Source organism: Pararhizobium sp. PWRC1-1 (assembly GCF_049897905.1).
In the GTDB taxonomy this organism is placed as follows: Bacteria; Pseudomonadota; Alphaproteobacteria; order Rhizobiales; family Rhizobiaceae; genus Pararhizobium.
The window spans coordinates 54,299-79,090 of sequence record NZ_JAFCXE010000017.1 but is presented as its reverse complement, the minus strand read 5'-3'; the positions used below and the strand labels follow the sequence as shown (position 1 = coordinate 79,090).

Sequence of the window (24,792 nt, the reverse complement as noted above, 5' to 3'; positions counted from 1 at the left end):
CGCAGGCTTTGGCGTTGTTATTTTCCGATGAAGTCTACACCCGGCAATGTTGTCGGGAGTTTCGCGCGGTCGACACCGATCCATTTTTTGTAAAGGGCATCGAGAGATCCGTCCGCCGTGTGTTTGGCGACGAAATCAGTCAGGAAAGCGAGCATTTCGTGATCGCCCTTGCGAACCGCCATGCCTTGGAAATTGTCCGCAACCTTGTATTTGCGCTCGAATTGCTTGTCATAACCGGTCTCTTTGATGACGAGGCCATAGGTCACGCTTCCCAGGATTGCATCGACTTGGCCGGACAAAAGTGCCTGGACCGTCGTCGCATCATCGTCAAAGCGCTTGATCTGCGTATCCTTCGGCGCGACCTTGACCAGCAACGGCTCGAAGGCGCTGCCGCGGTTGACGCCGATTACATATTTCGAAAGATCTTCGTTGCCTTTTATCGCAGCGTCGGTCTTACCCCACACAGTGATGTCGTTCGACGAATAAGGAATGACATACTGGATGACTTTGGCGCGTTCTTCGGTGATCGTCATCGACGGCACCAGGAAGTCCACATTGCCGTTCACCAGCAGCGGAATGCGGTTCTGCCCGGTGATGCGCTCAAACTTTACCTCAACGCCCAGTTCCTTGGCGATCATTTTGGCGATTTCAATGTCGAAACCGTCATTGCCGCCGTTGGCATCGATGAAGCCCCATGGAAACTGATCCATCTGTACGCCGATGGTAGCGGTACCCTTTGACTTGAGCTCTTCGGGTGTGACGGCGAGCGCTGTCGTCGCGAATGAGGTCGCGGCGAAGAGCATTGCGCCAAACCCACTCAGGATTTTCGAACGCGAAGGGGTCGATACTGTCTTGGTCATGTGATCACCTCTGGTTGGTTTCTTGGCATGCGTTTTTGTTTTACCGCGCAGCGTCGAGGCGCTGCTCGATCCTGGCACTGCAGTAGGTCAGGGGTACGCAGATGAAGAAGTAGATGACTGCGACCGCCCCATAGACCTGTAGCGGCTGAAACGTAATGTTCGCCATCAACTGGCCAGAGCGAGTGAGCTCCGTCAGACCGAGCAGAGCGGCGAGCGCGGTGCCTTTGATCAGGTTGACGAGAAAGCTGATGGTGGCGGGCAGACCGATGCGAAAAGCCTGCGGTAACACGACATCCACCATACGATGCATATAGCCAATACCGAGTGCTCGAGCAGCCTCGCTTTGACCATCAGAAACGGCCTGGATGCTACCGCGCCAGATCTCGCCGAGAAACGCGCTTGTGTGCAGCGACAGGCCAATCGTCAGCGCCACCCAGACATCCACCTTAAAGCCCAGAAGCGGCAGACCGAAATAGACGAAGAACAGTTGGATCAGCAGCGGCGTGCCTTGGAAGATCTGAATGTAGGTTGCCATAAGAATGCGCAACAGTTTCCATTTGCTGGTGCGTCCAAGCGCTACAGTCAGCCCCAGCGCTCCGCCGACGGTAAAGGCGAGGAGCGATAGGACAACCGTCCAACGCGCGCCTTCGAGCAGAAAGAGGAATTCATTCCAGCCAAATTGACGGATCATCGCACTGCCTCACTTTGCCGGATAGGAAAAATAGACCCGGCCAATCATGCCGAGAGCGACAGAGACGAGCTGGGACAACAGGAGGTAGATGAAACCAAGCGTGAGATAAATCTCGAAGCTGCGGAATGTCTGGGCATCAAGCGTCTGCGCAAAATAGGTGAGCTCTTCCGCCGAGACCGACGAGACCAGACTGGAGTTCAGCATCATCAGGATGAACTGGCTGCACAGCGCCGGGTAAACGGCCCTGATTGCAGGCCGGAAGACAATAAACCGATAGATGTCGGCCGTATGCATCCCAAGCGCCCTGCCCGCTTCGATCTGGCCCGGACGGATGGACTGCACGCCGCCACGCACGATCTCCGCCGCATAGGCTGCGCAGTTCAGCGTCATGGCAAGGATCGCCGCTTGCTCGCCGCTGAGCCGGATGCCAATCGCTGGCATGCCGAAAAATACGAAGAACACCTGCACAAGGATGGGCGTATTGCGGATCAGCTCGATATAGCAAATGGCACTGGTGCGCAGCGCCGGCACCTTGCTCATGCGCATCATCATGAAGACAATACCGAGCGACAATCCGAAGACCATCGAGAGGGACGACATTCTCAACGTACCGATCACGCCTTCCAGCAGCATCGGCCACGCGGCAAAAACCGGTGCAAAGTCGAAGGTGTAATTCATCAGCCCCTCCTCAATGGTTGAGGGTCTGGCTGAGGAACGTTTTGGTTCGTTCGTGAGCCGGATTGCTGAAAAAGACGTCCGGCTTGGCGCTCTCGATGATTTCGCCACGGTCCATGAAGATCACACGATGTGCGACGGCACGCGCAAAGCCCATCTCGTGGGTAACGCAGATCATGGTGATGCCATCGTCTGCAAGCGAGATCATCGTGTCGAGCACTTCCTTGACCATTTCAGGGTCGAGCGCCGAGGTAGGCTCATCGAAGAGCATAATCTTGGGATCCATGCACAGCGCCCGGGCTATTGCCACGCGCTGCTGCTGCCCCCCGGAGAGCTGGGCGGGATATTTTTCTGCCTGTTCAGCGATGTGCACGCGGTCCAGATGGCGCATCGCCTTGTCTTTCGCCTCGGCCACCGAAGCTTTGCGCACCCGGCGCTGGGCGAGCATGCAGTTCTGCAGAACGGTGAGATGTGGAAAAAGGTTGAACTGCTGGAAAACCATGCCGACATCGCGGCGAATATGGTCGGCATTGCTGCCCTTCTGGCTCAGCTCCGTGCCATTGACGGCGATGCTACCCTGCTGGATTTCCTCCAGGTGATTGATACAGCGGATAAGGGTTGATTTACCCGAACCCGAAGGTCCACAAAGGACGATATGCTCGCCGCGACCAACCTCAAGGTTTATCCCTTTCAGGACTTGAAGGTGACCGTACCATTTGTTGACGCCCATCATGGCTATGGCTTTTTCCGACATGCTGGTCCCGTTCATGGCCAGTTTCCCCTTTATTTGCTGTCAGGATTTTGGTGCGACTTCGAAAATGGCGTCGACTTCCACGGAGGAACCGCGCGGCAATGACCCCGCACCAAGCGCGGTGCGCACATGACGTCCTTTGTCGCCAAAGATCTCCACGAGACAGTCGGAAGCGCCGTCGATGACTGCTGGATGACCTGTGAAATCGGCGGGCGCATTGACGAAGCCACGCAGTTGGACGCAGGCGATGACGCGATCAAGATCCCCATCTAGAGCGGCGTTGACCCGCGCCACGATATTGAGCGCGCAGAAGCGAGCAGCCTTGTATCCGTCCTCAGGCGAGATATCCTGACCCACCACGCCAACATAATGTTCAACTCCGTCGATCCGCGGGATCTGGCCTGATACGAACAGAAGGCTTCCGACGAGCCGATGAGGAATGTAATTTCCTGAAGCCGGGGTAATCGCAGGCAATACGATACCTAGCTCGGAGAGACGTGCGACGACGACACCCATAGCATTTTCCATCATTGTCAGACGCGCGGATGCGCAAACCATGTTCCCGGGAGCATTTACCAACGCTACAATACGTCAGATGTTGCTCCACTTTTCTGGTGATGAGAATTGTTGAAATAGTATCTCTTGTCAAGACGAAATCGAGAGATACTATCTCCAAATGCGCGGGCTCCGTGGAACATCAAATTTATTGTGTATTAACAATGAGTTAAGAACATGTAAAAATCTATTTGCTAGTGTCACCACCGGTGTTCGTGGGCTTTGCCAGCAAATTTTTTTACCTTCCACCCCCGTAAAGTGGGTGCTGAATCCGTCGCTCTGACAAAGTGTGCGCACTCTATATCAACAAAATTAGCACCGGGTGGTAGCATCACCTCCGAGTGAAGTGCTACCTTGCGCAAACTACTTACATTCTGCAGCGTGATTTGTGGCGAAGGGGAACAGGTTTTGGACAGTTTAACGGGCCGAACAATTCAGGCGCTCAAGGCTCACATCGGCACCGGCCGGTTCGAGAGCGGTGCCAAACTGGGGTCGCTCGCCGAATTATCCGAGCGGTTCGGCGTCAGCAGGACCGTCATTCGAGAAGCAGTGTCGGCCTTGCGGTCCGACGGCATTGTCGAGTCGCGACATGGTGTCGGGGTGTTCGTCCGAAAAAGACCCGGTCCCGACATCGAAGACGCCAACTCGTTGGATGCAAACATCACGCTTGCTCCCCTGGCTTGTCTGCAAACGTCGTTCATGGACTTGCTGGAACTTAGAATGGCTTTTGAGGTTCATGCTGCCGGGTTGGCGGCCGTTCGGCGATCTTGGTCTCAGGAATCCAACATCTGGAACGCAGCCCGCGCGTTTGAAGCTTCACTTGAGGACGAGGCCGCGCTTGACAATCTCGACTTTGTTTTTCACCGATCGATCGCCGAAGCAACCAACAATGGAGCCTTCATCGAGTTCTTCAGCCTTATGAGCCTCCAGATTCTGCCTCAACCGGCTTTTTCCAAGCAGCTCAATCCGGCCCTTATTACTCTCGACTATATTCAGAATACAGTGGTCGAACATCGAGCGATCTGTGAGGCGATTAGCTCGGGGAGTGCAGAACGGGCGCGCGAGGCGATGCGGGCGCACCTCAGCAGGAGTCACCTACGGTATCGAGGTTTTTCGGACGGAGACAATTCGCCCCTCAGCAACGTCGCATCGGAGGAATGAAACACGCACGAATCCATTGCACGTCCTGAATGGACTCGAACCGCCGACGCGTTATTCCAGTCACGTGGGATAACAATGATTTATGGTATCGCCATATTCTGAGAGCGTCACCAATCTTCGATTCATGTGCGCGGCAGTATGTCGTAACTAAGCAGTGGACATTAGCACATACTAAATTTGTAGCGGTATTTTTGGAAGCAGGCTTAGTTGGACGAAAATCAAACCTGCGGTTCAGCAGGCCTTTATTACATACTCAGTCGCGTGGAAGTATGCAGGATCGGCCCATCGTGCTCCCCGCCGACCGGATCGAAAGCGATCGTCGCGCCGGTCTGCTCGATCGCATCCACCAGTTTAGCGCCGAAATCGGCCTCACGGCTGTCAATGACATGGGTCGCGGCCGTAAATACCGACTAATGGTTCTCGGACAGCGCCAAAATCCCAGCAGTTGCAGAATTCCGGGACGCGATCCCCGCTCGCCGATTCGAACCAACGATACCAAGTTTATTGAATGAGACGTTCACCATGAATTCGAACACATAGCTCTCAGCTCATGCTGACATTCTCTGCTTGGCTTGCCGACGTAGCTCGTCCTGGAACAAGAGTCTTAAGCACCGAAAAGATCGAAACCCCAGTGCGCGGGCCAACCTGTGCGCCGTTGTGGGAGAAACACCACATCCACGCGCGAATGTTCCAGCACTCTCGAAGACGACGGAGTTCGGTCGCTCGAACATCGCTCTTGCCAAAATCGTGAGTTTTTCTGGAAGTATGATCTTCTTTGCAACGATCAACGATTTAAGTTCCTCCATCGATTTCGGCGATTGAATGCAAAACTTGAATGCCATGGTATTCCTCCTCTGGCAAAAGCAGCAGATGGCATATCGACAGTCGACCACTATTGAGCGGCATCGATGGTTCTGATCCAGCCGGCCGCCCGGCTCGCGGCGTTGACGAGTACGGGCTTCGGAGCTTTGTACCATTCGTTCTCCGGCAGTTCACGTCGCAGACGGACGAAGCCGATGGCATCATCGAGCGTCGGGAATTCCTGTGGCAAGGTCAGGTACAGAAAAAGCGCAACGACGGCAACGGAGCGGGAGCGGCCGCCGCGGCAGTTGATCAGCATGCTGCCGTGTTCGCGCCGCGGATAGGATGGTTTATCGGGGAGGATCTGCTCCAGCGCCGCCCGCAGGATGTAATGGGCTGCGACCATCTGGGTCTCGGGATTGCCGTCGCCGTCGATCAGGCCAATCTTGAAATAGCGGATTTCACCTGGTCCGTAGACGCTGCCTTCATGATCCGAGACGACCTGCGGCTGTTCGACGAAGTTGAAGTCGAGATTGACGGCACAATTGACAACCGTTGTGATGCCCTTGCTGCGCAGAAGGTTGAGATCGCTTGCGCCTTCCTTGCCCGAAATGAACAGATCGACGCCGTAAAGCGGATGCTGCTCGTAGATCAGGCTGAGCTTTGGCAGCTCGCGCGGTTCCGGTTGTTGAGAGACGTCCTGTTCCAGTTGCTGCATGTCGTTTCTCCGCAGGCGCCGATCCGCTGGGCGCCGCCATTCCATGGTTTCAATTCATTGATCGCCCGAAGCATTTGCTCAGGCGGTCGCCGCTATCTCGCTTCGCTGTGCTGCGATCTTTGCGATGCGGCTTTCGGAAATGGAGTGTGCCACCCGCGCAAGTGTCGTGTAGTTGGCGCCTTTCCCCGTTGCAATGTAGCCCGGGCAAAGGAAGTCGGCAGACCCGTTTGCCACCTTGCCAAGGGTTAGCGGCTCGTATCGGCCGGCGGCATTCTTGAGGATGAGCGTGGCGGCGGCGACATCCCAGGCATTGACACCAAATCCGGCGGCAGCGTCGGCCCAGCCGGCGGCGACATGGGCGATGCTGAGGGCCGCACTTCCGGGGCGGCGCAGCGTCGAGAAGATCTCGACCAGTTCGCCCAGATTGGTGAGTGCCACTTCCCGGCCATCGAGCCGGAAGTCGCGCGACACCGGATAGCCGGTGATCAGTGTGGCCCGGGTCTCATCCTCGACCGAGCGGGAGCGCAACGGCGAACCGTTCAGATAGGAGGTTTTCAGATCAGCCGCAAACATCAGGTCTGCAACCGGGTCGTAGATCGCACCGGCGACGACTTCGCCGTCGATAACTGCGCCGATCGAGACACACCAGAAGGCCAGGCCACGGGCAAAATTCGCGGTACCGTCGATCGGATCGACATACCACTGGATCTCGCCATTGCCGATCTGGCCGCCCTCTTCGCCCATGATCGCCGAGTTGGGTTCATGCTCAAGGATAAAGGCCCGGATGGTCGCTTCCGCCCGCTTGTCATGGATGGTGACGATATCGTGGAGATCGACCTTGTAGTCCACGGCCATGTCCGAGCGGAAAGCCTCGAGCAGCGGATCGCGCACGGCAAGTGCTGCTAATTTCGCGATTTCCATCAGTTGTACCGAGCGGGAAAACGCCTCCTCGTTTACAGAGTTGGGTTCAGGCGAGTAGGGGATTTGCATCGGCATGTCCAGTCTGTTGGTTCGGGTAAAAGGCCGGCGCGGTGGAGGACGCGCCGGCAAGTGGGTCACTTCGAGTAGTTCACGCGCCAGAAATCCTGCCACTCTTCGCGGCGATCGAAATCGTCGAGGCCGGTGGAGGAGTTGTAATCGAACAGCTTGTCGGAGACTTTCAGCAGGCCTGACGGCTCGTCGTCCGGCATCTTGATGTCGGTGTTGGTCGGCAGCTTGCCGTCCTTCATCTGCGGCGCGATGCCTTCTTCGGTCAGGATGTAGTGGATGAAGAGCCTGGCCGTGTTCGGGCTCTTTGTCTTGGAGGCGATCAGCCCAAGCTTGATATAGCTCCAGCCAACCCACGGATCGAGGTTAGCGCAGATACCCAACTTGTAGCCCTTATCGGCATTATCGCGGAACTTGGCCGAGCTGAGCAGGCCGAAAAAGGGTTCCTTCTGTCCGGGCGCCCCGACGGCTTCGGCAACCGGATCGTCACCGTCCGTTGCCAGGGGTGCGTTCTGCGCCAATGCCTTGATCCAGGCGGCCGCAGCGCTCTTTTCGCTGGTTTCGAGATCCTTGCCGAAATGCGCCTTGTAAGCCGCAGCCACCTTGCCGGTGCCATAGGTTTCCAGCTGGTTGAACCAGTCAGTGTAGTTGCCCTTGGTCAGGGGGTCGACCATGGCGACTTTGCCCTTCCACTTCGGCTCGGTCAGTTCCCAGATATTGGCAACCGGGCATGTGTCGTTGACTTCCGTGTTGTAGGCCCAGACATTGGCATTGGTGGAGATCGCCAGGGGGCTCTGGAGCTGCGCCGGGATCTTCGAGGCCATGTCGCCAGGCAGATGGTTCTCGACGAATTTCTCCGGCAGGAGCTGGGCCAGAGCCGCCGGCGCGTCGGTGATCAGAACAACATCGCCCTGGACATTGTCGGCCTGGCTTTCGCCGATGATCATCTCCAGCTGGCTGTTGGCGGAGACCTTCATGCCCGTCGCCTTCAGCCCATATTTGGTGCTGAAATTTTCGGCCATCTCGACGATCTTGCCAGTGCTGTCATAGATGTTGATCGGCTTTTCCAGCTTTGCCGCAGCAACCAGCGCGTCAAGATCGATGGCATCTTCTGCGCGGGTTGAACCGCCAGACACCCCGGCAGCGAGACCGGCGGCCATCATGGCCAATGTCAGGTGCTTGTTTCGTTTCATGATTTCCCCTCCCAAGGCAAAAGTGAAGGCAGGCCATGGACGTATGTCCCTTCGCCTGCCTCCGGTTTAATTCTTGTAGTTCACACGCCAGAAATCCTGCCAGCTCTCGCGCTTGTCGAGATCATCGGCCGCCGTTGCCGCGTCGAAAGACATCAGTTCGTCAAGGTGCTTGGCAACGCCCGAGGGCTCGTCCGCCGGCAGGCCGATCTTGGAATTGCCCGAGATCTTGCCGTCTGCGGTCTGTGGCGAAATGCCCTCTTCGGTCATCAGGTAACGCACGAACAGCTTTGCGGCATTGGGGCTCTTGGTTTGTCCGGCAATCAGGCCGAAGCCGGGATACAGGAAGCCGGAGAACGGCTGGACGCCCGAGCACAGGCCCAGCTTCAGCCCCTTGGCCTCGTTGTCGCGATACTTCGCCGTCGAGGTGATGACGAAGAAAGGTTCGGCTTGTCCCGGCGCGCCGGCGGCTTCTGCAACCGTTGTCGAGTCCGAAAGCAGCGGCTCGTTTTCAGCAAAGGCTTTCACCCAGGCTGCGGTGGCGCTCTTTTCGCCGGTCGCCAGTTTCTTGCCGTAAAAGTCTTCATAGGCCTTGGCCACATCGGCATCGTGGTGTGTTTCGATCTGGTTGAACCAATCCGCATAGAGCGGCTTGTCGAACAGGTCGAGCATGGCGAGCTTGCCCTTCCACGTCGGCTCGGTTAGCTGCCAGATGTTAGTGACCGGGCACTTGTCGTATTTCTCGGTGTTGTAGGTCCACACATGCGGATCGGAGACGACGACCAGCGGAGTACGCAGCTTTCCGGGAATGTCGCTTGCAAGGTCTGGCGGCGTCCAGCTGGTGGCGATGCCCTCCGGCAGAAGCTCACCCACCGCGGAAGCGACATCGGTTGCGACGCTGACATCACCCACGATGTTGCCGGCCTGATGCTCGCGGACCATCAGCTCGACCTGGGTCGCCTCGTTGACCTTCTTGCCGCTGGCTTGCACGCCGTATTTGGCGGTGAAGGCCTCGGCCGTGTCGACGATCTTGCCGGTGACGGCATAGACGGTGATCGGCGGTTCTTTCTTCGCCGCCTCAATGAGTGCATCGAGATTGAAGGCGTCTTCGGCATGGACTGCGCCGCCGATCGCCGTGGCAAGAACGAGGGCCAGTGTGGAGGCGGTTGCATGCCGCCTCCATTTCGTTGCCCGTCTGGTTTGGGTCATCATATCCTGCTCCATCGCTTATTTCTGATAGTTCAACCGCCAGAGGTCCTGCCAGGTCTCGCGCTGATCCCAGTCGTCGAGACTGGTTGCCATGCTGTAGGGCAGGACCTGATCAAGGGCGGCTCCGATGCCGGACGGCTCGTCGGCCGGTGGTTTGACGTCCGTGTTGGTCGACATCTTGCCGTCGATCGCCTGCGGCGCGATGCCCTCTTCGGTCATAACATAGTGGATAAAGAGCTTGGCTGCGTTCGGGCTGTTGGTGCCTTTGGTGATAAGGCCGACACCGGGATAGAGCCAGCCGAGCCAGGGCTTCAGGTCCTTGCAGAGGCCGAGCTTCATGCCCTTGTCGGCATTGTCGCGAAACTTCGCCGAGCTGATCAGGCCCATGAAGGGTTCCTTCTGGCCCGGGACGCCGACGGCTTCGGCTGCTGCAGCGTCCGCGTCGGTCAGAAGTGGTGCGTTGGCGGCGAGTGCCTTGACCCACGCGGCCGTGGCGCTCGTCTCTCCGGTCGGGAGATCCTTGCCGTATAGGTCCTTGTAGGCGCCGGCGACCTTATCGTCGCCATGCTTGGTCATCTGGTTGAACCAGTCGACATAGGATGCCTTGCCGAGCGGGTCCTGCATCGCGACCTTGCCCTTCCACTTCGGCTCGGTCAGTTCCCAGATGTTGGCAACGGGGCATTTGTCGAACAGCTCGGTGTTATAGGCCCAGACACTGGCACTGGTGACCACCGTCAGCGGGTCCTGATATTCTGCTGGGATGCTTTTGGCGAGATCTGGTGGCAGCCAGCTTTCGGCAAAGCCCTGAGGAATGAGCTGGGCCATCGCGGCTGGCGCATCGCTGATGATCGAGACGTCGCCTTGAATGTTGTTGGCACGCGCTTCCCGAATGATCATTTCGAGCTGGGCTGATGCCTTGACTTTTGAACCTTCGGCGGCGACGCCATATTTCTTGGCGAAATTCTCCGCCATTTCGACGATCTTGCCGGTGCTGTCATAGACCGTGATCGGCTTTTCCAGCTTGGCCGCCTCGATCAGCGCATTGAGGTCGAAAGGCTCCTCCGCCTTCGCCGCACCGCCAAACAAGGCCAAGATGGCCGTTGCGCATAGCAGGGTGTTCCTGCCGCCCGTCATTTTACGCTTCATACTGCTCCTCCTTCAGCAAGCATATGTTCGTTCTCCGGTTGTTCAGTTGTAGGTGATGTTCCTCAGCAGCGCGTCGGCTTCGGTTATCCGCTGACCGTTCGCGTCAAACGCATGCAGGGCCTCGGCCAGGACATGGAAAAAGACGCGATCTCCGCTATCGACGCGCGGGAGGGCATGGGTGGTCAGGAACAGCGTGTGGTTCTGGCTCCTCAATTCCAGAATCCAGCTGCCCCCGGTTGGCAGTACGCCCGTCACGGTCATTTCGCCGAAGAAGCTGCCTTGCGGCACGTCCTCCAGCTTGCTTGCATAGCCCATGGCTTCCGGCCGCATGCCGATCGAACCGATGCCACGCAACTGCGGATAATGGGCCGCGAAATAGGCTTCGGCCTTGTCTGCGACATCGGAGACCCCGGGTTTTCCAAACGTCAGGATGTTGATCGGCGGGCTGCCGACGAATTCCGCAACGAAACGGTTGGCCGGGCGATCATAGATATCGTTAGGCGTGCCCATCTGCTGCAGGGTGCCCTCGTTCATGACGGCGATCGTTGTTGCTAGCGTCATGGCTTCCCACTGGTCGTGGGTGACAAAAACGATCGTCGTCTTGAATTCCTTGTGCAGCCGTTTTAGCTCGGCGCGCATTTCGAGCCGCAAACGGGCGTCGAGATTGGACAGCGGCTCGTCGAGCAAAAGCACGCCGGGATTGACGGCCAGCATGCGGGCAAGCGCGACGCGCTGCTGCTGCCCGCCCGAAAGCTGTGACGGGTAGCGGTCGCGGTATTTGGCGATATCGAGCGTCTGCATGACGCGCTCGACGCGCGCCTCGCGTTCGGCCTTCGGCAGCTTGCGCAGCCGCAGGCCGAAATCGGTGTTGCGCTCGATCGTCAGGTGCGGCCAAAGGGCATAGCTCTGGAAGACGAGGCCCATCTCGCGTTTTTCCGGTGGGACGAAGATGCCATCCGCGACGGAGTCGATGATCCTGTCTCCGACCCGGATTTCGCCGCCCGAAAGGTTTTCGAGGCCGGCAATCATCCGCAGCGTCGTGGTCTTGCCGCAGCCGGATGGACCCAGCAGGCACATGAACTCACCGTCGCGAATTTCGAGGTCGAGATCGGAAACCGCGTTGGCGGAGTTTACACCATAGTTCTTCTGCGCTCCGCGCAGGTTGATGGTAGGCATCAGCTTCCAAGTCCTTCTGCAAGATTTGTGCGGGTCAGCTTCTGGGCCAACAGCGTGCCGAAATAGGCGATGGCGGCGATGATCAGCACCACGGCATTGGCGGCCTGCGTGTAGTGATAATCGACCAGTCGCAGGGAATAGGTGGTCAGCACGTCGGTGCTCGGCACAGCCAGGATCACGAAGAGGCTGAGCCCCTTGATCCCCGAGATGAACGGCAGCAGCACGCCCGTCACCAGCGATCCCTTCTGGATCGGGATGACGATCAGGATCATGCGGCGAACCCAGCCAGCGCCGGCGATCTGGGCTGCCTCTTCCGGGTCCTTGCCGAGCTGGGTCATGGCCGAGATACCGGCGCGCGAGGCGTAGGGCATCTGGTCGGCAATAAGCGCCAGAATAAGGATGGTCACGGTGCCGTAGAGAGCTGGCATCGGGCCGCGCGGAACCGCGAATAGTGAAAGATAGGCGGCTGCAAAGGCAATCCCTGGAACCAGGTAAGGCAGGAAGGTTACCTGGCGCAGATAGACCGACAAGGCGCGGACCGGTGTGCGGATGACGACATAGCCGACGAGCAGACCAAGAATGCCGGACACCAGCGAGGCTAGACCGACGATCATCATCGTGTTCTTGGCCGCAGCCCAGAGCTCGGGACTGAGCAGGATACCCGTCTGCAATGCCACCGTATGAAGGTCGGTGCCGATCCAGTAGTCGAGCGTGAAATTGTCAAGCGTGAACTTGGCCGGCATCTTCATGACTGTCGAGAGAGCAAGCGTCAGAAGAGGCATGGCGACGCTGAGGATGAAGATCGTCCCCGCAAAACCGGTCGCCGGAAGGCGCATCTTGCCGAGGCGGCTTTGCCTGTTCATTGATCCCTTCGAGCCAATGGTCACGAAGCGGCGTGCTTCCCGGACCAAGCGTGCATCGATCATCAGCGTGATGATACCGATCAACATGATCGAGGCGGCGACGACCCCGGCAACACCGGTCTGGCGGGACGCGATGCTGCGGAACAGCGAGGTCGAGAGAACCTCGAACTTGACCGGAAGGCCGAGCACGTAGGGAACACCGAATTCGCCCAGGCACTTTGCGAAAATCAGCACCATCGAAGACATCAGCGCCGGGCGCATCAGTGGCAAGATGATCTGAATGGCAACCTGGTAGCGGTGAGCGCCGAGGATTCGGGCGGAATCCTCCAGCTGTGAATCGAAGCGGCGAAGCGCCGAGCCGAACAACAGGATGACGAAGGGCGTGTAGTGAAGCGCCAGGATGATGGTGATCGGAAAACGGCCATAGGCGACCCAATCCGGTGGTGTCAGGCCAATGGCTTCGAACCAGCCGGGTTGGCCGCCAATCGTGCGATTCTTGAACAACGTCGTCCAGGCCAGCGCAAACGTCCAGGCGGGCAGCATGTAGGGCACGATCAGAGCGGTCGCAAACCAGCGGCGGCCGAACATGTCCGTCCGGCTGATCAGCCAGGCAAGCACGGTGCCGATCACCAGCGACAATGAGATGGCGCCGAGTGCGACGGTAAGGGTGTTGAAAAGCGGACGCCAGAAGAGGTCGGTGGCGACTGGCGAGAAAAATGCCCGATCGATGTAGTAGAGCGTGAGATCGCCGACCTCCTTGCTAAGACGCCGTTCGTGCCCGAACTGCACCCGAACTGCGTCGAGAACGATCGAGATGATCGGAACAACGATCAGGTAGGTAAAGATCAAAGCCGTCAGGACGCCAATCAGCGTCGTCGGTTCTCGCAGGGCAACCTTGAAGCGGTATCGCCAGGCCTGCCATGCCGAAGGCGCGGCTACCGGCTTTCGAACCAGAGCCTCCACCTTCGTCGATTCAGTCAGAAGTGCCATTATATTTCCCCGTAACCACAGTATTGCCCCTGCACTCCGGCAGATGCCTTCGACGCGTCGCGCTATCCCTTGGCGGGTCGGCACGATGCGCACGGGCGCGGGCAATGGCTTCAATCCTCCAGCATCAGGCCTCCCGGCCTGCTTAACGGCGATAATGCAGCCCCTCCCAGAGGCATCGTTACCCTCAAAAAATGGAATGACCATTCCGTTTTTTGGATCACCGTGGAATGCATGATCTATCGGCGAGGTCGTTTTGTCAACGACAAAATGCACACGCGGTCATGCGATTATCTAGTTGATTTTAAATCATTATTTTTGCGAATGCCGCACAATATTCGACGTACCCTGCGAACGTGTGCCTCTTCTTCCAGATCCCATCGAAATCATTTGAAGGCATGCGCCCGTTCAAAGCCAGCAGAGTGCGCATGTCTCGTTGCTTCCACTGGGCATCGGCACAAATTTTTAGGTTGGAAAAACCGGTGCAATGTGGCCTGTAATATCAAACACTTGATTTGCATTGGGGACGTGAATGGGAAGAGGCTTCGTAACGGCCGAGGAGGTGGCCAAGAAGGCGGGGGTTTCACGTTCGGCCGTTTCGCGCACATTCACCCCTGGCGGTAGCGTGTCGAAGGCGGTTCGCCGCAAGGTAGTCAAAGCGGCTCAGGAACTTGGCTACCGTGTCAATCGCCTGGCGCAGGGTCTTAACAATGATCGTTCGAACCTGATTGGCGTTGTTGGCGCAAATCTCGGGTCTCCCTTCATTTCCAAACAGCTTGATCTCCTAAGCATCGGTCTCCTGCGGCGCGGGCTGCAATGTCTTTTGCTGAATGCAGCCGACGCCCGCAAGGATATCGCGCCGCTCATCGAGCTTCTTTTTGAGTTCCGTGCGCAGGCGATCGTCGTCCTTTCCGGTGAGCCACCAGCATCGATTATCGATGAGTGCATGGCCAATGGCGTCAGGCTCATCCTGATCAATCAAAGGCTGGACCGCACGGATACGAACATGGTGTTGAGCGATGATTCCCATGGTGCCGATCTCGCCGCGATGCGGCTGATCGAGGCCAAGTGCCGAAAGGTTGCGGTGATATCAAGCGGCAGCAAAACGCCGGCACAGATCCGGCGCGCGAGTGCCTTCAGCCAGCGCATGGCCCTTGAGGGCGTCGACGTCGTTTCCTGGTCTGACGGCCCGACCAGCTATGAAAGCGGCTATCAGGCAGGGTGCGACCTGTTGGGCGACAGGACAATTGATGGCGCGTTCTGCGTCACTGATCTGCTTGCGCTGGGGTTCATGGACGCTGCCCGGCTGGAGATGAGCCGCCACGTGCCGGAAGATCTGTCGATCATCGGCTTCGACGATATCCCCCAAGCCGGCTGGAAAAGCTATCAGTTGACAACCGTCGGACAGTCTTTCGAAGCCTTGACCGAGAAAGTGCTGACGGCGCTGGCAAGCGACGATCCGGAAACCCGGCTTCAAGTCGTGCCCGTTGCCTTGGTCGAGCGCATCACCGCCCGTTAGAGCGCCTGCTTGATCCGGCTTTCGCTCAGAAGGCCGCTCTGGTCGAGAATCGGATGGGCGACCGAGGCGATATGGGCGTTGATCCGCTTCAGGTCGCGCAGCATGTCGAGATGCACGGAGCTCGTCTGAATACTGTCGGCCCGGCCGTCGCGAAGTCGCTGCAGGTGCCGCTCGGCCGACTGCTTTTCCAGCCGGCGCACGTCTTCCTTTACTTCGACCAGCCGGCGCGCAAGGTCGGCATTCTGGGTCGCAAAAACCGTTTGCGCCACGCGGATATTATCGAGCGTGATGGTGAAAAGGTGCTCGAGCTCTGTTTTTCCGTCGTTGGAGAATTGCAGGCCGAGATTGATCTTCTTGGCAATTTCCGGGCGGATGCCCTTTTCGATGATATCGCCGATATGCTCGAGATTGATGGCATATTCGACAATATCCATGGCCCGGCGATGATCCTTGCCGGTCAACCCATCCTGGCCAACCTTCGAGACATAGACCTTGATCCCGTGCTGGATGCGATCGACCCGTCCTTCCAGCGCGCTGATATCGGCGAGTTTGGACAAGTCGTTATACTGCATGGCCTCATGGGCCTGTATCAGCATTCGCTCGATCAGGTCGCCGACCAGCATGGCCTCGCGGCTTGCTCCGGCAAGCGCTGCGACCGGCCGGTTGAGGTCATGGCTGTCGAGATAGCTGCGATCGGCTTCGCTTTGCTTCTGCTCCGGAAGAAGGGCTGTGGTCGCACGCAGGAGCAGCGGCGAGAGCGGCCAGGCTATGATGGCAACGGCGAGATTGAAAAGCAGATGGGCATCAACAGCGAAATTGGTGTGCGAAAAAGGCGACATCTCAAGCAATACGGCCCCGTAACCGGCAAGCGGCAGGGCCGCAATACAGCCGATGGCCCGCACGATCAGGTTGCCGAGGGTCACACGACGGGCAGCAGCCGGCGCTTTCAACGTTGCCAGCACAGGCGGGATGGCGCCTCCAAGATTGGCGCCCAGAACCAGCACGATGACCAGGCTGGTATCGATGCTGCCGTTTGCCGCGAGCGACAGTATGAGAACGACGATGGCAAGGCTCGAGGACGCCAGGACAGCGAGCACAGCCGAGAAGATCAGCGCGACTGGCCAGGCATTGCCGAGCAGGGTGATGAAGAGGCTGAGTGCCGGGGATTGGCGTATGGGATCAGTCGCGGCGGAAAGCAGGTGCAGCGAAAGCAGCATCAGGCCGACACCGACGAGGGCGGCACCCGCCCCCTGCCGCGGTGCCGACTTGGTGCGCGAGAGAATGACGCCAGCAAGGATCAGCATCGGCGAAAGCCAGCCGAGGCCAAGGGCAACAATCCATGCCGTCGTTGCGGTGCCGACGTTGGCACCAAGCAGCACGATCTGCGCCATGGCCGGCACGATCAGATCCTTCTCCACGAATGAAGCCACCATCAGGGCTGTTGCCGTGGAACTCTGCAACGCAACCGTGGCAACGAACCCGGCAATGAAGGAGCGGAACTCGCCACGGGTACCGGCGGCAAGGCCGATGCGCAGTTTGGCGCCAAAGGCGCGTGTCATGCCGTCCTTGATCTGGCTGAGGCCAAAGAGCAGCAGCGCGACCGCGCCAAACAGATTAATGCTGATATTGAGCGATTCCATCAGATCACCTCACTTGTCCGTCCGGCAGGAAAGCGGAATCGGCCGCCGTGTCATGGAAATGGGCGTCGGCGAGGACGGCAAAGGCCGGAAGGCCGCGTGTCAGCATGATTACGGCTGCTTCCTGCCTTCGATGAAGTCAATCCATTCCGAAGCACGTTGCGCGGCGGCATAGAGCATCGGCTTCGGCGTTTCGAACCATTCATCGGGCCGCAACTCCCGTTTCTCGCGGATCACAGTGAGTGCGTCATCCAAAGTGGGATAAAGGTGCGGCTGTTGCTTGTGAAGGAAAAGCGCGACCAGCGAGACAGATCGGCTGCGGCCGCTACGGCAATTGACGAGCACGTTTCCACCGTCAAGAAAGGGGTAGGTCTCTCGTTTCGGCATCGTCTGCCGCAGCACCCCGTCAAGAATATAATAGGCTCCAAGCATCATCGTGTCCGGACTGCCTTCTCCGTCGATCAGGCCAAGCTTGTAGTAACGAACGTCGCCATAGCCACTGGCACACAGGTCGCTCTCTTCTGCTGCCGTCCGCACAAAATTGATATCGAGATTAACGGCACAGTTTACGACCGTGGTGATGCCGTGCCGGCGCAGGAGCCCAAGATCACGCGCACCTTCGCTGCCGCCAATGTAAATAGCTGCGCCATGCGGGCCGAAGCCTTCGCCAATCAAGCTGATTGCAGGCCGGGCATAAACAGGTCCATCCATTTCCACTCCTCGCACGCACGAGGCGGGCTCTTCGCAAGCTCGCCTTCAGAATTAAGCCGATGTTACCTGCCGCCGGTCCAAAACCTGTGATATGACCAGCGGGATATTCGAAGCCTTGCTGACACCCTGCGCGACGCCTGCGGCGGCCGCGAGCACCGGTCCCCCCTCCTCCAGGCTGCCGATATCGAGGAACGGGCAGACGTCGCCGCCGGCTTCACTGACGAGCAGCAAGCCTGCGAGGCAATCCCAGGAATTCATGTGCAATTCGATATAGCCGACGGCCATCCGCGACATAGGCGAGCGCCAAAGCTCCCGAGCCCGCGCGGCGGACATTGGTGCCCATTTCGAGCAGATTTTTGACGACATCGAGATAGGTGGCATTCGGCACGCGGGTCGACCATCCCATCTCGATGGAGGCCGCATCGAAGCGCTCCGTCTGTGCGACCGTGATCGGCAGTCCGTTCCGCGTTGCCCCCTCGCCACGGCGGGCGAAATAGAGTTCGTCGAGAGCGGGATTATAGATAGCGCCGATTTCGCATCGCCCATTTTCAACATAGGCGATGGAAATGCAAAAATGCGGAATCCCGCGGGCAAAATTGGCTGTCCCATCCACGGGATCAACGACCCAGACACGTTCTGCAATATCGCCGCCGCCCTCTTCCCCGAAAAAGCTATCATTCGGGAAATGCGCCGAAAGCAAACCCCGAATATGGGCTTCAGAGGCGGCATCCGTCACCGTCAGGAAATCCTGGGGACCCTTCATCGAATAACTGCGCGTTGTCTCGCCGTGAAATCCTTTCAAGACGAGCTCTCCGGCAGAGCGAATAACTTCGCAGCACAGGTCGGCACGAGCTGCCAAGGTGTCTGGATAGGGCATTGGTTCCATCGACTCCAACCGTATAACGCATTTTTGAACGCGTGTTCATATTGCACACGCGTTCATTGACCTCAAGTCTAATTTACAATTAAAACCTGACATTGCAGATATGCTAACAGCGAAGGGAGTGGAGCGTTTTTTTGCCAACAACAGTGCGCTTAACTGTTGCGCCTGCACAAAATCCGTTGCCAAAGGCCGGGACAATTCGGCGGTCTCTGTACGGCCTGTCTCCATCTGCCGTCGGCAAGGCCGTCACCAAGCTTGAAACCCAGTTGGGCGTGCGGCTCATTCAGCGCTCGACCCGCAGCCTGCGGCTGACGGAGGAAGGACGCGCGTTTCATGAAAGATGCCGCCACATCCTTGAGATCTCGACGATGCCCAGGAGACACTTCTGAGAGCTCAGGAAACCCCGCGCGGGCGCGTTAGGGTGAGCGCGCCAATCGTCGCCTATCACCTGCTGTTGCCGGTGCTCCCTGATTCCTGTCGCTTTACCCGGTGATCGAGCTCGATCTCGATTTCAACGACCGTATCGTCGACCTCATCGACGAGGGCGTCGACGTCGCAATCCGTAGCGGACAAATACCCGACAGCCGTATAATGATGCGCGCGCTTCGTCCGTTTCAACTGCTTCTCTGCGCATCTCCGGGATATCTGGAACGGCAAGGGACGCCCGCCTGCCCGCGCGACCTCTTTGCTCATATCGGGATCGGATTTCGGTTTCCCAATAGCGGGAAGCTACAGGATTGGCCGCTCGTCCTTTCCACGGGAGAGCCAGAGGTCCGGATCCGCCATATCCTGACCTGCAACAATATGGAGGCGTTGCGCGGCGCGGTGCTGCGCAGCCTGGGCATCGGCTGCATGCCTGATTTTCTGGCAGCAGCCTCGCTAAAGACGGGTGAACTAGTGCCGTTGCTGATCGATCACCTCGATCTGCCGGGCCAGTTCAACCTGATCTGGCCATCAAGCCGGCATCTTTCGCCCAAGATACGGGTGTTCGTCGACTTTATCAGCACGCGGCTGTTTTCAAGCGAGTGTCAGCTACCTTCCGTGGCGCAGAGCTCTTGAGGCGTGGCCCGAATATGTCCGGCGCCGGGCCTTCAGCCGATCTCAGTGGGGCGCCTACGCAGCAATTGCGGAGCCGTCGTGAGCCAGAAGTGGAGTTAGCGATGCTCTCCCACAATTTCGAACAACCGACCTCGATTTACCTGTTCGACTTAGGAATTTGTTCTCAATGCCTGAGAATTTGGCTGAGGAACAGTTTCGTACGCTCATGCTGCGGGTTGGTAAAGAATTCCTCCGGACTCCCCTCTTCGATGATCTGGCCGGAATTCATGAAAATCACCCGATCGGCAACCGCTCGCGCAAAACCCATCTCGTGGGTGACGCAGACCATCGTCATGCCATCACGAGCAAGGCTCGACATCGTATCAAGAACTTCCGAGACCATTTCCGGATCCAGTGCTGAAGTCGGCTCGTCAAATAGCATGACGGCCGGCTCCATGCAGAGGCTGCGGGCGATCGCGACGCGCTGTTGCTGGCCGCCGGAGAGCTGGACCGGATATTTGTTGGCCTGCTCGGGAATCCGGACACGTTCCAGGAACCGCAGTGCCGTTTTCTTGGCTTCCGCGGCAGAAACGCCCTTGATCCACATCGGCCCGACCATGCAGTTCATCAGCACCGTCATGTGCGGAAACAGGTTGAAGTGCTGGAACACCATGCCGACATTCTTGCGGACATCGGCGACGTTTCTCATCTTGCCATGCAACCTTATACCATCGACTGTAATCTCACCCTCTTGATGCGCTTCAAGCCGGTTGAAGCAGCGGATCAGCGTGGATTTCCCGGAGCCGGAAGGGCCGCAGACGACGATGCGTTCGCCTTTCCTCACTGTCAAATTGATGTCCTTCAACACCTGGAATGCGCCATACCATTTTGCGACGTCCTTTGCCTCAATGATCAGGTCCATGCTCATCTGAGTTTACTCCTGGCATAGTGGCGCTCGATGCGGGACTGGATGAGTTCGAGGCAGATCGACATGATCCAGTAGATGAGCGCGGTCGAAATAAGCATTTCCATATGCTGGAAAGTCTTCTGGCCGAGCGTTCGGGCAAGAAACATCAGTTCCCAAACACCGATGACGGAGACCAGCGAGCTATCCTTCAGCATAGAAATGAACTGGTTTCCGGTCGGCGGAATGATAACCGGAAGCGCCTGCGGCAGGATGATCCGCCGCATGGTGATACCGAAGCCGAAGCCCATGGACCGGGAAGCTTCCCACTGCCCGCGATCGATACTCTGGATGCCAGAGCGGAAGATTTCGGTCATGTAGGCGCCGTAGCAAAGCGATAATGCCAAAATCCCGGCCGGTACCGCGTCGATGACGAAACCGAGCTGTGGCAGACCGAGATAGATCAGGTAGACCTGCATCAAAAGCGGCAGACCGCGAAAGAACGATGTGTAGAAGCTGGCGATCGCATAGGCGAAGCCGTTGGTCGAAAGTTTGGCGACGGCGCCGAGGATCGCGATGACCGAAGCAATGGCGATGGAGATCGCCGACACATAGAGCGTCGTTACGGCACCCTGCGCGATCAGGAATGGCAGCTTTTCCCAGATGAACGGTAGGCTGAGATGGAAAGTCTCGAAGAATGCCAGAAACAGAATTAGAAGCTCGAACCAGACGATGGCGACCTGGACTTTCAATGGCGCGAAGCCAATCAATACCACGTTCAGCGAGAAGATCACCGCGACGACGAAGGCGACCGCGAACCGACCGTAAAGCCCGCTTTGCAAGGGATCGCCGATCACCGGGCGCATCAGCTCGCCCATCGTCGTGCCGGTCAGGTTGAATGCGAGGAAGACTGCAAGAATGATGGCGAACATCGTGGCGACGAACCACGGCTTGTGCACGAGAATTTCAGATTCGACTGTATCCGGATAGAGCATCTCTTGTCCTTCGGACGGTTTGGCGGCCCGTGTTTGCGGACCGCCAGAGAGGATGGTTATTTCACGACGGTGTAGTCGACGCCGTACCACTTGACCGAAAGCTTGCTAAGCGTGCCGTCGCTCTGCATGGCCTTCACCGCTTCGGAAATCTTGGCGTCGAATTCCGCGTCGCCATGTTCCGTTGCAACGGCCAACGGCTCGTAAAACACGGGGTCACCTAGCTGCTTGATCGGGTATCCCGCTTTTTCCGCGTCCATGATGCTCGGCAGCGACGAAACGACTGCGTGAAGGCGGGTGCCATCACCCAGGCGCAGGTCATCGAATGCTGTCGTCGAATTGCTGTAAGACTTAACGTCCTTCGGCTTGAACTCGTATTTGAAGGCAGGTGCACCGGCTGCGTCCAGTGTCAGATCCTGCTTCGCATATGCCTCGAAGGTGGAGGTGGCCGTCGTTCCGACGGCCTTGTCGTTAAGGTCTGACAGCGTCGTCGCCTTGCTGTCTCTGTGAACGGCGACGGCGGCCGGGGTGTAATAGTAGACGCCGGGGAAATCGAAGATCTCCGCCCGCGCCTTGGTCGGGGTCATCGAACCGACATGCATGTCCCAGCGGCCCGACCAGTTACCGGCCGTAATGATGTCCCAGCCGGGGGTAACGAACTCGACGTCGACGCCGAGGCGTTTGCCGATATCTTTGGCGACATCGACGTCGAAGCCGTCAAGTTCGTTCTTGTCGTTCATGAAGGATTGCGGTGCCCAGTTGGCATCCGTCGCAACCTTGAGCGTCTTGGCCGCCAGCACGCGGTCCAGCACTGCCCCGGCATTGGCCGGAAGTGCCGAAATGGTAAAGGCGAGCGAAGCTGCAAGCGCCGTCAGTCTGGTGAGATGTCTCATGCTGTCTGTTCCCTTTGTTGTTGATGGATTTTACGGCTTAACCCTCCCGGTTTCGCCGCCATGGTCGTCATTTAGTCATCACCGGATGCACCCGGTCTTCCGGTGATCCGGAGCATGTTTGTGCTACCGCTTGCTTGAAACGGCGGAAATCAAAGCTCCCCCTTCTCGCGCATCTCGGCGCGGACAGTGCCCGCCACGCGGAAAGCTTCGACGCCTGCGGGAATGCCGCAATAGACGGCGATCTGGACGAGTGCGGAACGCAGTTCGTCATCCGTCACGCCATTGCGGATCGCGCCGCGGACATGGAGGCCGAACTCGTGCATGCGATTGAGCGCGGCCAGCATTCCAAGATTGAGAAGGCTGCGCTGCTTGAGGTCGAGGCCGTCGTTGGTCCAGGCGGCACCCCAGCAATATTCATTGAGGACATCCTGGAACGGCCGGGAGAAATCGTCGGCATTGGCGAGAGCACGATTGACATAATCGTCCCCGAGCACCTTGCGTCGCACGGCCTCGCCGGCTTGCCGAAGCGCCTTATCCATGGCTCACCTCTTCCGTCGAAAGGAAATCGGCCATCAGGCGGGCCACGGTTACGGGTGCTTCAATCAAAATGGAGTGACGTAGCCCCGGCAGGATCGCCAATGTCGAGCCGGGAATGCGATCATGCATGTAGGTCGCCATGCGCGGGTTGGACCCGGCATCCTCCTCGCCGGTCGCAATCAGCGTCGGGCAGCGGATCTGGTCGAGAAAACCGCCGAAATCCGTTTCCGCCAGGACACGATAGGCCGATGCGTAACAATCCGGATCGTTCTCGGCATCCCGCGCGCGCAGTTTTTCGATGACGTCCGGATTGCGCTCCTGGAACCCTTCCGTCAGCCAACGCGACAGCGAAACATCGTGATGGGCGCCAGGGTTTCCCATCCTGAGGGCCGCAAGCCGGGACAGGACCCGTTCGCGCTCCTCCGGTGTACGGCCGGCGACTGTGGACAGAAGCACCAGCTTTCTCAATCGCGCCTGATGGGTGAGCGCCAACCGCTGTGCGATCAGCCCGCCGAGCGAGAAGCCTGCCAGATGGAAGGTCTCGAAACCCGTATGCGCCGCGAGTGCCAGCGTCTCATCAACAAAATCGTCGATTTCGTAACGGCCCTTGATCCGTGTCGACCGGCCGTGGCCGCGCAGATCGAAGGTCAGGATCGTAAAACGATCCTTGAGTTCAGCCACCACGCCGGCCCATGCCTCCAGAGAGGACCCGACGCCGTGGATGCAGACCAGCGGCTCCGGACCATCGCCGCCGATACGGTAGTTGAGCGTCACGTGGCTGACGGTATGTTGCCGAAGCTCCGTCATCTCAGAGTCCCGACGCCACTGAGCGCTGACGGTCTAGGTCACGAGCTGCAAAGAACGGCATGACTTCATCGACGAACAGCCGCAGCGTCTTCTTCTGCAATTCGAACGGCAGGTTGAAGGTGAGGCCGAGGCAATACTGATCGACGCCAGCCGCCTCATAGGCGAGCAGCTTCTCGATCACTTCGTCCGGCGTACCGAACAGCAGGTTCTTGCGGATATTGTCGGGATTGTAGTTGTCCTTGCCCCTAACGCTCTCGAACGGAACCGCTTCCGGAAAACCATCCCGGACCGCGCCGATATTCTGCATCAGGTTCTCGAAGGTCCGGCCGTAGTCCATGCTGTGCTGGACGGCGAGTTGCCAGTCTTCCGGCTTGTCGTAGACGCAGGTCCGGCGCTGCATCATGAAGCGCGGCCGCTGGACCTCCGGATGATCGGCGACGGCCTTTTCGAACTTGTCGGCGAGAACCTGGATTTCGGCTGCAGGCGCGGACAGCGGTGTCGATAGGATATTTGCACCGATGCTGATGGCCCAATCGAAGGTGCCGGGATCGCGCGCCGCGACCCAGATCGGAGGATGCGGCTGCTGCAGTGGTTTCGGCACCGCTGTCGCAAGCGGGAATTTCCAGTAGTGGCCGTCATGGGCATAGTCGCCCTGCCACAGTTTCCGGACGGCCGGCACCAGTTCCTTGAGATAGGCGACGCCTTCCTGCTGTGGCATGCCGCCGGCCATGCGGTCGAATTCGTATTGATAGGAGCCGCGCGCAATGCCGAATTCCAGTCGGCCATCCGTCAGGTGGTCGCAAAGCGCTGCCTCGCCGGCAAGCCGGATCGGGCTCCAATAGGGCGCAACTAATGTCGAGGTACCGAGCCGGATCTGCTCGGTCTGCTGTCCCAACCAGGTCAGCGTCTGGAACGGGTTGGGCGAAATCGTGCATTCGATCGTGTGATGCTCGGCGGTCCAGAGCGTTTCGAAACCGCCTTCGTCGGCCATGCGGGCAAGCTCCAGCAGGTTGCTCTTGACGCTGGACATCGGCGTGTCCGGTGAGAAACGTTCCATGGTGAGTGAGACTGCGAATTTCATGAAAATTTTCCTCCCTCGCG

At 58.4% G+C, this 24,792-nt stretch carries 23 protein-coding genes and 2 pseudogenes; 4 read left to right on the top strand and 21 right to left on the bottom strand.

Annotated features, from left to right (window positions below):
• Positions 1–17: 17 nt before the first annotated feature.
• The 5 genes from ACP7E0_RS23675 to ACP7E0_RS23655 are packed head-to-tail and all read right to left on the bottom strand — an operon-like array spanning position 18 to position 3,493.
• Positions 18–860 (bottom strand): transporter substrate-binding domain-containing protein, encoded by an 843-nt coding sequence (locus ACP7E0_RS23675; protein ID WP_426128350.1) that lies wholly within the window; start codon positions 858–860, stop codon positions 18–20.
• 40 nt (positions 861–900) lie between these two features.
• Positions 901–1,551: an amino acid ABC transporter permease gene (locus ACP7E0_RS23670; RefSeq protein WP_426128348.1), complete on the bottom strand. Its 651-nt coding sequence runs from the start codon at positions 1,549–1,551 to the stop codon at positions 901–903.
• 9 nt (positions 1,552–1,560) lie between these two features.
• Entirely contained in the window at positions 1,561–2,229 is a 669-nt protein-coding gene (locus ACP7E0_RS23665; protein WP_426128347.1) for an amino acid ABC transporter permease, read from the bottom strand.
• Between the two features lie 10 nt (positions 2,230–2,239).
• A complete protein-coding gene (locus ACP7E0_RS23660) occupies positions 2,240–2,980 on the bottom strand; it encodes an amino acid ABC transporter ATP-binding protein (protein WP_426128446.1) in 741 nt (246 codons plus the stop codon).
• Positions 2,981–3,019: 39 nt separating this feature from the next.
• Positions 3,020–3,493 (bottom strand): RidA family protein, encoded by a 474-nt coding sequence (locus ACP7E0_RS23655; protein ID WP_426128345.1) that lies wholly within the window; start codon positions 3,491–3,493, stop codon positions 3,020–3,022.
• A gap of 447 nt (positions 3,494–3,940) precedes the next feature.
• Between ACP7E0_RS23655 and ACP7E0_RS23650 the strand changes: the two genes are divergently transcribed.
• Complete coding sequence (locus ACP7E0_RS23650; RefSeq protein ID WP_426128444.1) at positions 3,941–4,693, top strand: FadR/GntR family transcriptional regulator; 753 nt, start codon at positions 3,941–3,943, stop codon at positions 4,691–4,693.
• Positions 4,694–4,722: 29 nt separating this feature from the next.
• A complete protein-coding gene (locus ACP7E0_RS23645; RefSeq protein ID WP_426128343.1) occupies positions 4,723–5,205 on the top strand; it encodes a hypothetical protein in 483 nt (160 codons plus the stop codon).
• A gap of 380 nt (positions 5,206–5,585) precedes the next feature.
• Here the strand turns inward: ACP7E0_RS23645 and ACP7E0_RS23640 are convergent, their stop codons facing one another.
• From ACP7E0_RS23640 to ACP7E0_RS23610, 7 genes are all read right to left on the bottom strand, one after another.
• A complete protein-coding gene (locus ACP7E0_RS23640; RefSeq protein WP_426128341.1) occupies positions 5,586–6,212 on the bottom strand; it encodes a dual specificity protein phosphatase family protein in 627 nt (208 codons plus the stop codon).
• Positions 6,213–6,290: 78 nt separating this feature from the next.
• Positions 6,291–7,208 carry an inositol monophosphatase family protein gene (locus ACP7E0_RS23635; RefSeq protein ID WP_426128339.1) on the bottom strand — a complete coding sequence of 306 codons (918 nt, stop codon included), beginning with the start codon at positions 7,206–7,208 and terminating at the stop codon, positions 6,291–6,293.
• Positions 7,209–7,267: 59 nt separating this feature from the next.
• Complete coding sequence (locus ACP7E0_RS23630; RefSeq protein WP_426128338.1) at positions 7,268–8,392, bottom strand: ABC transporter substrate-binding protein; 1,125 nt, start codon at positions 8,390–8,392, stop codon at positions 7,268–7,270.
• A gap of 66 nt (positions 8,393–8,458) precedes the next feature.
• Entirely contained in the window at positions 8,459–9,598 is a 1,140-nt protein-coding gene (locus tag ACP7E0_RS23625) for an ABC transporter substrate-binding protein (RefSeq protein WP_426128443.1), read from the bottom strand.
• Positions 9,599–9,616: 18 nt separating this feature from the next.
• Entirely contained in the window at positions 9,617–10,744 is a 1,128-nt protein-coding gene (locus tag ACP7E0_RS23620; RefSeq protein WP_426128336.1) for an ABC transporter substrate-binding protein, read from the bottom strand.
• A 42-nt stretch (positions 10,745–10,786) separates the two neighbouring features.
• Positions 10,787–11,920: an ABC transporter ATP-binding protein gene (locus ACP7E0_RS23615; protein ID WP_426128334.1), complete on the bottom strand. Its 1,134-nt coding sequence runs from the start codon at positions 11,918–11,920 to the stop codon at positions 10,787–10,789.
• Positions 11,920–13,773 carry an ABC transporter permease gene (locus tag ACP7E0_RS23610; RefSeq protein WP_426128333.1) on the bottom strand — a complete coding sequence of 618 codons (1,854 nt, stop codon included), beginning with the start codon at positions 13,771–13,773 and terminating at the stop codon, positions 11,920–11,922. The genes ACP7E0_RS23615 and ACP7E0_RS23610 overlap by 1 nt, the downstream gene beginning before the upstream one ends.
• Before the next feature lie 529 nt (positions 13,774–14,302).
• On the opposite strand from ACP7E0_RS23610, the gene ACP7E0_RS23605 reads away from it, so the two are divergent.
• The gene (locus ACP7E0_RS23605) at positions 14,303–15,289 is read left to right on the top strand and encodes a LacI family DNA-binding transcriptional regulator (RefSeq protein WP_426128331.1); all 987 of its coding nucleotides are present in this window, start codon (positions 14,303–14,305) and stop codon (positions 15,287–15,289) included.
• On the opposite strand, the gene ACP7E0_RS23600 is transcribed toward ACP7E0_RS23605, so the two are convergent.
• The 3 genes and pseudogenes from ACP7E0_RS23600 to ACP7E0_RS23590 form a co-directional block, all read right to left on the bottom strand.
• Positions 15,286–16,929, bottom strand: coding sequence for a Na/Pi cotransporter family protein (locus ACP7E0_RS23600; RefSeq protein ID WP_426128329.1), 1,644 nt, complete (start codon positions 16,927–16,929; stop codon positions 15,286–15,288). The two genes, ACP7E0_RS23605 and ACP7E0_RS23600, sit on opposite strands and share 4 nt — an antisense overlap.
• A 108-nt stretch (positions 16,930–17,037) precedes the next feature.
• A complete protein-coding gene (locus ACP7E0_RS23595) occupies positions 17,038–17,637 on the bottom strand; it encodes a dual specificity protein phosphatase family protein (protein WP_426128327.1) in 600 nt (199 codons plus the stop codon).
• A gap of 51 nt (positions 17,638–17,688) precedes the next feature.
• Positions 17,689–18,523 (bottom strand): annotated as a pseudogene (locus ACP7E0_RS23590) (inositol monophosphatase family protein).
• Positions 18,524–18,735: 212 nt separating this feature from the next.
• On the opposite strand from ACP7E0_RS23590, the pseudogene ACP7E0_RS23585 reads away from it, so the two are divergent.
• Positions 18,736–19,579 (top strand): annotated as a pseudogene (locus ACP7E0_RS23585) (LysR family transcriptional regulator); the annotation flags it as partial.
• Positions 19,580–19,742: 163 nt separating this feature from the next.
• Here ACP7E0_RS23585 and ACP7E0_RS23580 read toward each other — a convergent pair.
• The 6 genes from ACP7E0_RS23580 to ACP7E0_RS23555 form a co-directional block, all read right to left on the bottom strand.
• Complete coding sequence (locus tag ACP7E0_RS23580; protein WP_426128326.1) at positions 19,743–20,486, bottom strand: amino acid ABC transporter ATP-binding protein; 744 nt, start codon at positions 20,484–20,486, stop codon at positions 19,743–19,745.
• A complete protein-coding gene (locus ACP7E0_RS23575; RefSeq protein WP_426128325.1) occupies positions 20,483–21,457 on the bottom strand; it encodes an amino acid ABC transporter permease in 975 nt (324 codons plus the stop codon). Before ACP7E0_RS23575 ends, ACP7E0_RS23580 begins: the two co-directional genes overlap by 4 nt.
• Before the next feature lie 56 nt (positions 21,458–21,513).
• On the bottom strand, positions 21,514–22,347 hold the full coding sequence (locus ACP7E0_RS23570; protein ID WP_426128324.1) for a transporter substrate-binding domain-containing protein: 834 nt from the start codon (positions 22,345–22,347) through the stop codon (positions 21,514–21,516).
• A 149-nt stretch (positions 22,348–22,496) separates the two neighbouring features.
• Complete coding sequence (locus ACP7E0_RS23565) at positions 22,497–22,886, bottom strand: carboxymuconolactone decarboxylase family protein (protein WP_426128322.1); 390 nt, start codon at positions 22,884–22,886, stop codon at positions 22,497–22,499.
• Complete coding sequence (locus ACP7E0_RS23560) at positions 22,879–23,691, bottom strand: alpha/beta fold hydrolase (protein WP_426128321.1); 813 nt, start codon at positions 23,689–23,691, stop codon at positions 22,879–22,881. The genes ACP7E0_RS23565 and ACP7E0_RS23560 overlap by 8 nt, the downstream gene beginning before the upstream one ends.
• 1 nt (position 23,692) lies before the next feature.
• Positions 23,693–24,772, bottom strand: a complete 1,080-nt coding sequence (locus ACP7E0_RS23555) for an LLM class flavin-dependent oxidoreductase (protein WP_426128319.1) — start codon at positions 24,770–24,772, stop codon at positions 23,693–23,695.
• Between the last annotated feature and the right edge of the window lie 20 nt (positions 24,773–24,792).